The sequence below is a fragment of the Methylobacterium sp. FW306-05-D genome, assembly GCF_058782155.1.
The window spans coordinates 1-12350 of sequence record NZ_JBYSXL010000103.1; the positions used below are offsets into that span (position 1 = coordinate 1).

Here is a 12350-nt window from a genome sequence, read left to right on the forward strand (position 1 = left end):
GGAGGGGGAGGCGCGAGGCGGCGGGCGGGTGGAGCGGCATGACGGGTCCGGCGGAAACACCCGGCACCCCTATCGGCTCCCCGGAAGAGATTCAATTGTCAAATTCGAGCTTAGAAGCATTCAAAACTCCATGAGATACTAATTTCAAGAAGAGTATTAGATAAGTTCAAGAATATTTCCAAGTTCGGAGCAAGACGAACCGGTTTTCATGGCCGGGCGTTCACCAGGCGACGCGGGCGGTGACGAGGGCCTGGAAGGGCTCGCCCACCGCCACCAGCAGGTTGCTGGCGCCGGCCGAGGGATAATAGGTCTCGTCGAACAGGTTCTTCAGGTTGAGCTGCAGGGTGGTCGGCAGGCCGTTCACCTGGGTCCGGTAGGCCAGGAACGCGTCGCAGACCACGTAGTCCGGCATGGTGAAGCTGTTGGCGGCGTCCCCGGGCCGCGCGCCGACGTAGCGGCTGCCGAACCCGGCCTCCAGGAAGCCCGGGCCGAGGAGGGTCGAGCCGAACGCCGTCGCCTCGGCCACCGCGCCGAGCTGGTGGGTGAGGAACAGCGAGGCCGTGACGCGCGGCGTGTTCTGGAGCTGCTTGCCGGCGAGCACCGGATCCTCGGTGACGACCGCCTGGGTGAAGCCGTAGCTGCCGATCACGGCCCAGTCGGGCAGGATCTGCCCCGCGAAATCGAGCTCGAAGCCACGCGAGCGCACCTTGCCCGCGGTGGAGCCGAAGCGGGTGCCGTCGATCACCTGGGTGATCAGCACGTTGCTTTTCTCGGCATCGAACATCGCGCCGGTGATCAGGAGGCCGTCGGCGACCTCCGCCTTGACCCCCACCTCGTAGGCCGTCCCCTCTTCCGGCAGCAGGGCCCCGGTCACATCGAGGTCGGTGACGTTGGGGCGGAAGGACTGCGTGTAGCTGCCGTAGAGCGAGAGGTTGGGCGCGAGCTTGTAGACGAGCCCGGCCCGCGGCACCGGCTTCACCCCGTCGATGGCGGTCGAGATCACGGCGGGGCGGCCCGCATAGGCGAGCTGGTCGTAGATCTGGGCGCTGACCCCGCCCACCAGGATCAGCCGGTCGGTGAGGTGGAGCGAATCCTGCAGGTACAGGCTGGTGTTGCTGAGCCGGTCGCGGTTGTTGCTGGCCGCCAGCGAGACCCGGTCGGAGGCGCCGATCAGGCCGTAGACGGGGTTGAACGGGTCGAACCCGCCCACGTTCGGTCCCCGCACGCTGGTCTTCCGGTAATAGTCGATCCGCTCGAACATCGCCCCGGCGAGGAGATCGTTGCGCAGTCCGAAGGTCTCGAAGCGCCCCGTCAGGTCGAGGCGGGCGACGTGGGCCTCGAAATCCCCGCCGCGCGTCGCATCGGCCCGGCGCGTCAGGAGGCGGGTGTCGGAATTGTAGGCGATCGGCCGGATCTGGTTGTCGTCGTAGCCGAGCCGGGAATAGCTGTAGCCGGCATGCAGCGTCCAATCCTCGCTGAACCGGTGGTCGAGATCGATCGTGGCGAGGTGGCTGGTGGCGTCCACCTTGCTGACCCGCTCGTCGAAGCGCCGGTCGCGGGGCACGCGCAGGGGGCGCCCGGTGCGCGGGTCGAAGGTGGTGCCCCGGTCGAAGGGGATGCTGTAATGCGTGAATTCATAGCCCACCGTCACGGTGGTGTCGTCGCCGCGCCAGGTCAGCGACGGCGCGACGACCTGGCGGCGGATCTGCCCGAAATTGCGCCAGTAGGCGTAGTCCTGAACGTCCCCGACGACCCGGTAGGCGAGGTTGGTGTCCGTGACCGGGCCGGTGAGGTCGGCCTGGACGAGGCCGCCGCCGAAGCTGGTGCCGGTCAGGTCGAGGGAGCCGTGCGGGGTGAATTCGGGCCGCTTCGAGACGAGGTTGATGAGGCCGCCGGGCTCCGAGATGCCGTAGAGGAGCGAGGCCGGACCCTTCAGGACCTCGACCCGCTCGATGGCGTGGTTGAAGTTCTGCTGCAGGACCGTGCGGCGCCCGTCGCGCAGGATGGAGCCGTCCCGGGAAAACCCGAAGCCGCGCCGGATGACGGCCTCCTGGGTGCCGCCGAGGCTGTTGGTCTGGACCACGTTGCTGACATTGCGCAGGGCCTCGTCGACGCTCAGCACCCGCTGGTCGCGCAGGACGGCCCCCGACACGACGGCGATGTTGGCCGGCGTGTCGAGGAGGGCCGTGTCGGACCCCGCACCGAAACGGGTGCGCCGGGGCTGGTAGCCGAGCACCGCCCCGGCGTCGCCCGTGATCGAGAGTTCATCGAGGGCGACCGGCGAGACGTCGGGCGCCTGCGCGGCCGCCGGACCGCCCTGGAGCAGGAGGGCGGCCCCCGAGAGCCATCCCGCCGCGCCCGCGCGCCGGCGGCCGGCGGCGGAGGTGCGGTGACGATGCGGGGCATGACGGGACATGGTCGCTCCTGAATTAAGTCGCGATCCGCCGTAGATCAGCACAGTATTGTTGACAATAGCTGCGCAAAACATTGGAATTTGTCTAAATGATATGCTCTATATGTCAGTTTATCGATATAGTTCTCAAAATAAACTGCTTGCCAGATGATCCCGGCCTGCGCCGGGCGCCTCTCGGACGGCCTTGACCCCGCCGCTGCGCCGGCCCATCCCCTGCGGACCATGGACAGCCCGCGCATCCAGCATCTCTGGCGGCCCTACACGCAGATGAAGGGGGCGGCCCCGCCGCTGGAAGCCGTGCGCACCCACGGCTCGCGCATCGTCCTCGCCGACGGGCGCGAGCTGATCGACGGCATCGCCTCGTGGTGGACGGCGGCCCACGGCTACAACCATCCCCACATCCGCGCCGCCGTGGCCGCGCAGCTGGAGGCGATGCCGCACGTGATGTTTGGGGGGCTCACCCACGCCCCGGCGGAGCGGCTGGCCGCGCGCCTCGCCGCCCTGCTGCCCGGCGACCTCGACCACGTCTTCTTCACGGATTCCGGCTCGGTCGCCGTGGAGGTCGCCCTGAAGATGGCGGTGCAGATGTGGATCAACCGGGGGGTGGCCGGGCGCACCCGCATCCTGGCCTTCCGCGAGGGCTATCACGGCGACACCCTGGGGGCGATGTCGGTCTGCGACCCCGACGAGGGCATGCACCGGCGCTTCGGCGCCTACCTGCCGGCCCAGGTCTTCTGCGACCTGCCCCGGACGGCGGCGCAGGTCGCCGCCCTCGAGGCGACCCTGGCGGCCGAGCGCGAGACCCTGGCGGCGGTGATCGTCGAGCCCCTGGTGCAGGGGGCCGGCGGCATGCGGATGCACCCCCCCGAGGTGCTGGCGACGGTGGCGCGGCTGACGGCGCGCCACGGGCTGCCGCTGATCGCCGACGAGATCTTCACAGGGTTCGGGCGCACCGGCACCCTGTTCGCCTGCGAGCAGGCCGGCATCGTGCCGGACATCCTCTGTCTCTCGAAGGCGCTCACCGGGGGCACGATGGCGCTGGCCGCCACCGTGGCCACGGGGGCCGTGTTCGAGAGCTTCCTCTCCGACGATCCCGCCGCCGCCCTGATGCACGGGCCGACCTTCATGGCGAATCCGCTCGCCTGCGCGGCGGCCAATGCCAGCCTCGACCTGTTCGCGCGCGAGCCGCGCCTCGACCAGGCCGCCGCCCTCGCAGCCGCCCTCGCGGACGGCCTCGAACCCCTGCGGGACCTGCCGCACGTCGCCGACATCCGGGTCCTCGGCGCGATCGGGGCGGTGCAGTTCCGCCAGGCGCCCGACCTCGCCGACCTGAAGCGCCGCTTCCTGGCGCACGGCACCTGGGTCCGGCCCTTCGGCGACATCGTCTACCTGACTCCGGCGCTCACCATCGCGCCGGCGGATCTCGCCGAGCTCCTCGGCGCCATGCGAGCGGTGGTGCGGGCGGTCGCCCCCTGACGGCGCGACCCTGCCTCCGGTGCAACCCACGCCCCCGTCGCTCGTTGGGATGACGTTGCGCTGGCCCCATGTCCAGGATCTCCGGACTCCCTGATCGCGCCGTGCGGGCCTCCCGGCTCCAGGCGGGGGACCGGTTCCGGGTGGGGCCCGCGGCCAGACAGGCTGGAGGGTGCATCGTGGTGGATGAGGCGAAGGCGAACGACGACCGGCCGGTGATCCTGCTGGTGGAGGACGAGGCCCTGACGATCATGGACCTCGGCGACGTTCTCGAGAATGGCGGCTACGAGACCGTGCAATGCGCCTCGGCCGAGCGGGCGCTCGGCATCATCCAGGCCCGCCCCGACATCTGCGGCCTGATCACCGACGTGGAATTGTCCGGCAGGACCAACGGCTTCGAACTCGCGACCGCGGTGTCCGAGGCCCGGCCGCAATTGCCCATCGTCATCGTCTCGGGCCGCGCCGCGCCCGATCCCGACCGGATGCCGAAGGGCGCCAAGTTCATCGCCCGGCCCTGCACCGGCGAGGACATCCTGTCCCAGCTCAAGGGCCTTCTGCCCTGCTAAGGGCCCGACACCTCAACCCGGCGCGTCCCCTCGGGTACGCCACCACGCGACGGTGTCGTCGAGCCCGCGGTCCAGGTCGAAGCGCGGCCTGAACCCGAGCGCCTCCGTCAGAATCCGCGTCTCGGCCTCGATCACCGGCGGTTCCGCCGGGCTCAGAGGCCGGGCGCCGAAGGCCAGGTGCTCGGCGCCCCCGATCCGGGCGGCGAGTCCTTCGAGGAGCGTGCGCACCGGGATCGCCGTGCCGGAGGCGATGTTCACGGGCCCGCTGACGTCGCCCGCGACCAGGGCGGCCAGACCCTCGGCGGCATCGGCGACGTGGAGGAAGTCGCGGCGCTGGTGCCCGTGCGAGGTCGGGAACCCGGTGCCGACCGTCAGCGCGTGGATCGCGTCGGATACGAGCCGCCCGCGGCGCTCGCCGGGGCCGTAGAGGTAGAACAGCCGGCCCCAGGCGAAGCCAAGTCCTTCCGTGCCGGCATAGGCCTCCAGGATGCGCCGCGTCCCGTCCTTAGCGGCGCCGTAGAGCGTCGCGGGGCGGCAGGGCGTGGTCGCCTCGTGGAAGCGGGCCGGTCCCCATGCGTATTCGGCGCAGGTGCCGGTCCCGACGAAGCGCCGGCCCCCCGCCGCCGCGAAGGCCTGGGCGAGATCGAGGGTGGCCGCGACCCAGTCGAGATTGCGCGCCGAGGTCCAGTAGCGGCCGGGCTCCGCGTCCCAGGCGAGGTGCAGGAGATGGCTCGGCCGAATCCGCGCGATCAGCGCCCGCCGCGCCTCGGGCACGAGCAGGTCGGCCGCGTGCCAGTGCGCGTCCGCCGACGCGGCCCGCCCGACGCCGTGGACCTCGAAGCCGCGCGCCCGCAGGGCCGGCACGGCGTGGCGGCCGACGAAGCCGGCCGCGCCGGTGACGAGGACGCGCCCGCTCACCGCACCCAGTCGGGATAGGCGAGGTCGCGCGCGGCGATCACCGTGACGAGCTCCGGCCAGGCGACATCGAGGCTCGGATCGTTCCAGCGCAGGCCCCGGGCGCTGCCGGCCACGTAGGGGCGGTCGATCATGTAGAGCACCTCGGCGCCGTCGCTGAGGGCCTGGAAGCCGTGACCGAAGCCGGCCGGAATGTAGAGGGCGTGGCGGTTCGCGGCGCTGAGTTCGGTCCCGTAGGCCCGGAGATAGGTCGCCGAATCCGGCCGCAGGTCGACGATGACGTCGTGGATCGCGCCGGCCGTGCAGCGCACCAGCTTGGTCTCCGCGTGGGGCTCGGCGGAGAAGTGCAGGCCGCGCACGGTGCCGCGCCGGGCGTTGTGGGAGATGCTGGACTGGGCGAAGGTGCCGATGAGCCCCTGCGCGGCGAACGCCTCCGCGCAGACGGTGCGGGCGAAGAAGCCGCGTTCGTCGGCATGGGGCTCGGGGCTGACGCGGAAGGCGCCGGAGAGCGGCAGGGCCTCGAAGCGCATGGGCTCAGAACACCGAGAGGTGCGGGATCGCGGTGACGAAGCGCCCGCCCCAGTCCCGGATGGCCGCCATCTCGCCGGCGATCTCGTCCTTCAGGTTCCAGGGCAGGATCAGGACGTAGTCCGGCCGCTGCGCCAGGAGGGCCTCCGGCGCGACCACCGGGATGCGGCTGCCGGGCAGGAGGGTGCCCTGCTTGTGCGGCGAGCGGTCCGCCACCGCCCGCACCAGCTCGGGGCCGATGCCGCAGTAATTGAGGAAGGTGTTGCCCTTCGCCGCCGCGCCGTAGGCGCAGACGGTCTTTCCGTCGAGCCGCAGCTCCGCCAGGAAGGCGAGGGTGGTGCATTTGATGCGCACGACCTCCTCCGCGAAGGCCGCATAGCCGCTCGCCTCGAACAGGCCGCCGGCGCGCTCCTCGGCGAGCACCCGGGCCACCGCCGGACCCTGCGGGTGCGCGGCCGCCGCGTGGCAGGCGAAGACCCGCAGCGAGCCGCCGTGGGTCGGCCATTCCTCCACGTCGAAGACCCGCAGGCCGTGCGCCTCGAGGAGCCGCGCGACGACGCCGAGGGAGAGGTACGAGAAGTGCTCGTGGTAGATGGTGTCGAACTGGCGCGCCTCGATCATCCGCAGGAGGTGCGGGAACTCGAAGGTGGCCACGCCCTCGGGCTTCAGGAGGATGCAGAAGCCCGTCACGAAGTCGTGCAGGTCGGGCACGTGGGCGAGCACGTTGTTGGCCGCCATCAGGTCGGCCGCGTGGCCCTCGGCACGGAGGCGGGTGGCGGTCTCGGCCCCGAAGAAGGCGACCTCGGTGGGAATGCCGCGCGCCCGCGCCACCGCCGCCACGTTGGCGGCCGGTTCGACCCCGAGGGCGGGAATCCCGCGCGCCACCACCGAGCGCAGCAGGTAGCCGTCGTTGCTCGCCACTTCCACGACCTTGCTCCCGGCCCCGAGGCCGAAGCGCGCCTGCATCGCCGCGACATAGGCCTCCGCATGGGCGAGCCAGCCCGCCGAGAAGCCAGAGAAGTAGGCGTAGTCCGAGAAGATCGCCTCGGGCGTCTCGAAGGCTTCGAGCTGCACCAGGAAGCAGGCCTCGCAGACGAAGGCGTGGAGGGGATGCACCCGCTCGCCCCGGTTGGCGCTGGTCGTCGGCACGTAGGCGTTGGCGAGCGGCGACAGGCCGAGATCGACCAGGCTCCGGGCGAGGGGCGCTCCGCAGAGGCGGCAGGGACGGTGTGCGCTCACGCCGGTCGGGCTCCCAGGGCTTCGTAGGCGCCGATCTGCGCCAGGGTGAGGTCGCGGGCGCAGGCCCCGCCGGCCTGCGCCCGGTACCAGGCCGCGGTCCAGGTCAGCGCCGCGTCGAGGCGCAGGCGCCGGTCCCAGCCGAGATGCGCCCGCGCCTTGGCGGAATCCACCTTGAGGAAGGTCGCCTCGTGCGGGTGGATCGCCTCCGACAGGTGCCACAGGGCATCGGACCCCCAGGCCTGGGCGAGCCCGTCGACGAGATGCGCCACCGGCCGGCAATCCTCATCCGCCGGGCCGAAGTTCCAGGCCTCGGCGTAGCGCGGCCCCTCGTCCCCCGCCAGGCACTCGGCGAGGCGCAGGTAGCCGCTCAGGGGTTCGAGCACGTGCTGCCAGGGCCGGGTGGCGTGCGGCGCGCGGATCTCGACCGATTCGCCCCGTGCGAAGGCGCGGACGATGTCGGGCACGAGCCGGTCCTCCGACCAGTCGCCGCCGCCGATGACGTTGCCCGCCCGGGCGGTGGCGACCCGGCAGTCCCGCTCTTCGAGGAACGAGGCCCGGTAGGCCGCCGCGACCAGCTCGGTGCAGCCCTTGGAGCTGCTGTAGGGGTCGTGGCCGCCGAGCGCTTCGGTCTCGCGGTAGCCCCAGGGCCATTCGCGGTTCGCATAGGCCTTGTCGCTCGTCACCACCACGACGGCCCGCACGGAGGGCGTCGCCCGCACGGCCTCCAGCACGTGGGCGGTGCCCATCACGTTGGTGGCGTAGGTGGCCAGCGGATCGCGGTAGGAGGCGCGCACCAGGGCCTGGGCCGCCATGTGAACGACGATCTCGGGGGCGGTCGCGTCCAGGCACGCCCGGACCGCCGCGGCGTCGCGGATGTCGGCGAGGTGCGAATCGAACCCGCTGCCGAGGCCGGCCGCCGCGAACAGGCTCGGGGTGGTGTCGGGGGCCAGCGCCAGCCCGCTCACCCGGGCGCCCAGGCGCTCGAGCCACAGGCAGAGCCAGCCGCCCTTGAAGCCGGTATGGCCGGTGACGAGCACCCGCCGCCCGGCCCAGAAGGCGGGGTCGGGATTCGGGTCGCGCGTGCGCGGCAGGGGAAAGGGCGAGGGCTGCACGCTGTGAAACGATCTCCGGAAACGATCTCCGCTGGCGCGCCAGACTACCAGCACTTCCAGGGCGGCGCGTCCCCCGCCCACAGGGCTTCGAGGTGGTTCTTGTCCCGCAGGGTGTCCATGGCCTGCCAGAAGCCCGTATGGACGTAGGCCGCGAGCTGGCCGTCGGCGGCCAGACCCTCCAGCGGCTCGGCTTCCCAGACGGTGGCGTCCCCCGCGATCCGGTCGAGCACGCGTGGCGAGAGCACGAAGAAGCCGCCGTTGATGGTCGCCCCGTCGCCGGCGGGCTTCTCGCGGAAGCGCCGCACCGTGCCGTCCTCGAGTTCCAGCGCGCCGAAGCGGCCCGGCGGCGTCACCGCCGTCAGCGTGGCGAGCTTGCCGTGCGCCCGGTGGAAGGCGGCCAGCGCCGTCAGGTCCACGTCGGCGACGCCGTCGCCGTAGGTCATGAAGAAGTCGTCGTCGCCGAGGTAGTCGCGCACCCGCTTCAGGCGCCCCCCCGTCATCGTGGTCTCGCCGGTCTCGATCAGCGAGACGCGCCAGTCCTCGGCGGTGCTGCGGTGGAAATCGACATGGCCGCGCCCGACGTCGACGGTCACGTCGGACAGGTGCAGCCGATAGTTCAGGAAGAACTCCTTGATGACGTAGCCCTTGTAGCCGAGGCAGATCACGAATTCGCGCACCCCGTGGGCGGCGAAGATCCGCATGATGTGCCAGAGGATCGGGCGGCCGCCGATCTCCAGCATGGGCTTGGGGCGCGTCACCGTCTCCTCGGAGAGGCGCGTGCCGAGACCGCCTGCGAGGATGACTGCCTTCATGGGGGTCCTGAGAGAGGGCTTCGGGTCCCGGGAGGTCTTCGCCGGAGCCGGGAGGCCTTCGCCGGAGCCGGGATCGGGCGCGCCGACGATGGCCCGCAACGCTTAATCCAGGGGTCGGGCTTCGTCCAGGCGCGGGCGCGAACGGCCGTTTAGCCGACTTTTCCCGTCCTGGCGGCCCCGAGCCGGGGGCTCTGTCATCGCAGCTTCATACGGGCCGGTCATGCCGCCATCACGCGGGAACGGCTCCGGTCGCCGGTAACCTGGTCTGCGGGGCCGGGTTGCCGGTGGATGCGTCCGGATTGACCGGCGCGGGTCCAGCGCCCGCGGGCTAACATGTCGGAGAGGACGAGCGATGCGGGCGGCTGACGAGCGCGGGATGGCCGAACCCGGCGAGGGCTTGGCCCGCGCGGCGATGGCCTCGCTTCCCGGGACGGGCGGTGACAGGGATGGCGAGCGGAGCATGAGCAAGTCCGACAAGCGCCTGCGGCCCCCGGGCTCGAAGAGCGTGGGCTGGGCCCTGGTCCAGGCCGCGCGCCTGCACCGCTCCCGCATCGGCGACCGCCTGGCCGCCCTCGATCTCTTCGCCGGGCAGGAGCAGGTGGTGCAGGCCCTGGCCGCGGCCGGGACCATGACCATGGGCGACCTCGCCGCGACCCTGCGGGTGCGCCCGCCGACCGCGTCCAAGACCATCTCGCGGCTCGCCGCCCTCGGGTTCGTCGAGCGCCGCGCCGAGGCCGGCGACGGCCGCATCGTGCGCGTGCGCCTCACCGAGACGGGTCTGGCCAAGGCGGCGGCCATCGAGCGGCTCTGGGACGATGTCGAGGCGGAACTCCTGGACGGGTTCGACGGCAAGGAGAAGCGCCGGCTGCGCAAGCTCCTGCGCAAGGCCGCCCGCAACCTCGCCGAGGTCTCCGGCGTCACCGGCCACGAGGTCGAGGGCGATTCCGAGATGGACGAGGACGAGCCGGAGACCCTGGCGGTTCCGGAGGCGCTCTAGGGCCGAGGTCCCCCGGCAGGGCGCGTCCCCGCCGGTGCCCGCTCGAGCGGCCTGGCCGTCGAAGCCTAGACCTTCGAAGCCGAGCTCTTCGGGGGCTTGGCCTTGCGCATCATGCCGGAGCCCGCATGCACCGCCCGCCGGCGCTTGAAGCGCTCGCCGGTCCGCTCCATGGCGAGGGCGAGCTGCGAGGCGGCCCGGTCGAACAGCCAGAGGACCGCGCAGAGCACGATGGTGATCGCGCAGGCGAGGCCGATCATCAGGCCCAGGATGCCGGGCGCGGGCAGAATCATCAGGCAGACCAGCCCGAAGGTGGCGATCAAGGGTATGGCCTTCGTCATGGCTGACCTCCGCCGGTGACGTTCGCCGGACAGGCTGAGGCGGAGATCGATAAGAATTGGTGCAGGTCGCGCGATTGATCGTCCTGCGTGCAACGGATGGTTAGCATTCCGTTTCCCGGCGGGGCGGAGCGATGCTTCGGCCCCGGACCCGACCCGACCTGAGCGCGGGTGTGCGGGGCGGGGTGCCTGCTCTAAACCACCTCCGTCGCGCAGTGCAGACGGGCGGAACGCCGCCCCGGATCGGGATCGGGTCGTGAGGTCAGAACCAGGGGGCGCCGCGCCCACGAACCGGCGCCTGGCCGGCATCGCCCTGATGTGCGGCACGCTGGCGTTCTTCGCCTGTCTCGACGCCTCCGCCAAGACCCTGGCCGGCCTCGGCGTCGATCCGCTGCTCTCGACCTTCATGCGCTACGCCGTGAACGTCTCCCTGGTGCTGATGGTCCTCAATCCGGTGCGGACGCCCGGGGTGGCGCGCACGAACCGGCCCACGCTCCAGGTGCTGCGCTCGCTGCTGCTGTTCGGGTCGACGGCCCTCAACTTCCTGGCGCTGCGCAAGCTCCAGCTCGCCGAGACGCTGTCGATCCAGTTCGCGACGCCCCTGATGGTGGCGCTGCTCGCCGGCCCGCTGCTGGGCGAATGGTCGTCCCCGCGGCGGCTCGTGGCGGTGGGGATCGGCTTCCTCGGCGTGCTGGTCATCGTCCGGCCGGGCGTCGGCGCGTTCCAGCCGGCGGTGCTTCTCAGCATCGGCAACATGCTGTGCTACGCGTTCTACGTGCTGATCACGCGTAAGCTCGCGGGCGTCGATTCGACGGCCACGACGGTGTTCTACTCGGGGCTCGCCGGCCTCGCGGTGATGAGCCCGCTGCTGCCCTGGATCTGGACCACCCCGACGGCGTGGAGCGCCTGGGCCCTCCTGATCGGAGTCGGCCTGTTCGGTACGCTGGGGCACTGGCTGCTGGTCCTGGCCCATGCGAGGGCGCCGGCCAACGTGCTGGCGCCCTTCATCTACACCCAGCTGCTCTGGTCGGTGCTGCTCGGCTACCTCGTCTTCGGCGACGTGCCGAACCGGTGGACGCTGACCGGCGCGTCCATCGTCATCGGCTCCGGGCTCTACCTCCTGGCCCAGGAATCCCGCGGGCGCCCCCGGGCGGAGGCCGGGCTCGCCCCGCGGGATCCCTGACCGCCTCAGCGGTGGCGGCGGTGATGGTAATGGCGGCGGGACTTCATGCGGGTACGGTAGGCGCGACGGCCCGGATCGATGCCGAGCGCCCCGTTCACGGTGCCCACCGCGCCGCCGACGGCGCCGCCGACGATGCCGCCCACCGGACCGGCGACCCGGTCGCCCTCGGCCGCGCCGCGGCGGATGCCGCCCGGCAGGCCCTGGGCTTCGGCCGCGCCCGACAGGGCGAAGGCGGACAGGACGAGGCTGGCGGCGAGCAGAGCTTTTCTCATGGTCGTGTCTCCCTATGACGCCGCGTCTCGGTCACCCGGACAGACGTGGTTCCCGGCAGGAGGCCGGAGGGCACCCGAACGCGTGCGGAACAACGGCCGAGCTTGAAAAAGGTCCCAAGAGAAATGCTGGACTGAGAAATGCTGGACTGGGAAAGGCACGACTCGGAGAGTCGAGGGCGGCAGATGCATCGCGCGGGCGGAACCCCGAAAGCTCGCTGGTCTCGCGCCTGCGCCGCTGCTAGAAGCCGCCGCATGGGCGTCGATGGTGATCTGCGCGGACGGTTCGGCGTGCCGAGCGCGTCCCGGCCTCGAATTATGAGCCCGGCCTGCGCCTGAGGGCCGCTGCGGCGGACCGATGCGAAGGCCGGGAGGGCGACGACTCGCCTCCGTTCCGCCGGCCCCGGGGGCACCTCCGCCCGCCGACCGCCTCCATGCCGATCCGCGCCGAAGACCTCACAGACATCCCATGAGCGACCAGACCTCCCCCGCCGCGGCCCCCCCCCGC

General features: G+C 71.6%; 12 protein-coding genes. 4 read left to right on the forward strand and 8 right to left on the reverse strand.

Going from position 1 to position 12350, the window contains the following annotated elements; translation table 11 throughout:
* Positions 1-220: 220 nt before the first annotated feature.
* Positions 221-2416 carry a TonB-dependent siderophore receptor gene (locus tag AC3WLN_RS21965; protein ID WP_492484828.1) on the reverse strand — a complete coding sequence of 732 codons (2196 nt, stop codon included), beginning with the start codon at positions 2414-2416 and terminating at the stop codon, positions 221-223.
* Positions 2417-2635: 219 nt separating this feature from the next.
* On the opposite strand from AC3WLN_RS21965, the gene AC3WLN_RS21970 reads away from it, so the two are divergent.
* Positions 2636-3889, forward strand: a complete 1254-nt coding sequence (locus AC3WLN_RS21970; RefSeq protein WP_492484846.1) for an adenosylmethionine--8-amino-7-oxononanoate transaminase — start codon at positions 2636-2638, stop codon at positions 3887-3889.
* 176 nt (positions 3890-4065) lie between these two features.
* The gene (locus AC3WLN_RS21975) at positions 4066-4452 is read left to right on the forward strand and encodes a response regulator (RefSeq protein ID WP_492484830.1); all 387 of its coding nucleotides are present in this window, start codon (positions 4066-4068) and stop codon (positions 4450-4452) included.
* A gap of 12 nt (positions 4453-4464) precedes the next feature.
* On the opposite strand, the gene AC3WLN_RS21980 is transcribed toward AC3WLN_RS21975, so the two are convergent.
* From AC3WLN_RS21980 to rfbF, 5 genes are read right to left on the reverse strand one after another with little or no spacing between them, the layout of a single operon-like run.
* On the reverse strand, positions 4465-5370 hold the full coding sequence (locus AC3WLN_RS21980) for an NAD-dependent epimerase/dehydratase family protein (protein WP_492484832.1): 906 nt from the start codon (positions 5368-5370) through the stop codon (positions 4465-4467).
* Positions 5367-5897, reverse strand: coding sequence for a dTDP-4-dehydrorhamnose 3,5-epimerase family protein (locus tag AC3WLN_RS21985; RefSeq protein WP_492484834.1), 531 nt, complete (start codon positions 5895-5897; stop codon positions 5367-5369). Before AC3WLN_RS21985 ends, AC3WLN_RS21980 begins: the two co-directional genes overlap by 4 nt.
* A gap of 4 nt (positions 5898-5901) precedes the next feature.
* A complete protein-coding gene (locus AC3WLN_RS21990) occupies positions 5902-7134 on the reverse strand; it encodes a methyltransferase domain-containing protein (protein ID WP_492484836.1) in 1233 nt (410 codons plus the stop codon).
* A complete protein-coding gene (gene rfbG, locus AC3WLN_RS21995) occupies positions 7131-8246 on the reverse strand; it encodes a CDP-glucose 4,6-dehydratase (RefSeq protein ID WP_492484838.1) in 1116 nt (371 codons plus the stop codon). The genes AC3WLN_RS21990 and rfbG overlap by 4 nt, the downstream gene beginning before the upstream one ends.
* A 44-nt stretch (positions 8247-8290) precedes the next feature.
* Complete coding sequence (gene rfbF / locus AC3WLN_RS22000; RefSeq protein WP_492484840.1) at positions 8291-9058, reverse strand: glucose-1-phosphate cytidylyltransferase; 768 nt, start codon at positions 9056-9058, stop codon at positions 8291-8293.
* Positions 9059-9518: 460 nt separating this feature from the next.
* Between rfbF and AC3WLN_RS22005 the strand changes: the two genes are divergently transcribed.
* Entirely contained in the window at positions 9519-10055 is a 537-nt protein-coding gene (locus AC3WLN_RS22005; protein ID WP_463772353.1) for a MarR family winged helix-turn-helix transcriptional regulator, read from the forward strand.
* A 65-nt stretch (positions 10056-10120) separates the two neighbouring features.
* Here the strand turns inward: AC3WLN_RS22005 and AC3WLN_RS22010 are convergent, their stop codons facing one another.
* Positions 10121-10393 carry a hypothetical protein gene (locus AC3WLN_RS22010; protein WP_492484842.1) on the reverse strand — a complete coding sequence of 91 codons (273 nt, stop codon included), beginning with the start codon at positions 10391-10393 and terminating at the stop codon, positions 10121-10123.
* Between the two features lie 253 nt (positions 10394-10646).
* Between AC3WLN_RS22010 and AC3WLN_RS22015 the strand changes: the two genes are divergently transcribed.
* On the forward strand, positions 10647-11573 hold the full coding sequence (locus AC3WLN_RS22015; protein WP_492484844.1) for a DMT family transporter: 927 nt from the start codon (positions 10647-10649) through the stop codon (positions 11571-11573).
* Between the two features lie 5 nt (positions 11574-11578).
* On the opposite strand, the gene AC3WLN_RS22020 is transcribed toward AC3WLN_RS22015, so the two are convergent.
* Positions 11579-11845 carry a hypothetical protein gene (locus tag AC3WLN_RS22020; protein ID WP_463772361.1) on the reverse strand — a complete coding sequence of 89 codons (267 nt, stop codon included), beginning with the start codon at positions 11843-11845 and terminating at the stop codon, positions 11579-11581.
* Positions 11846-12350: the final 505 nt, after the last annotated feature.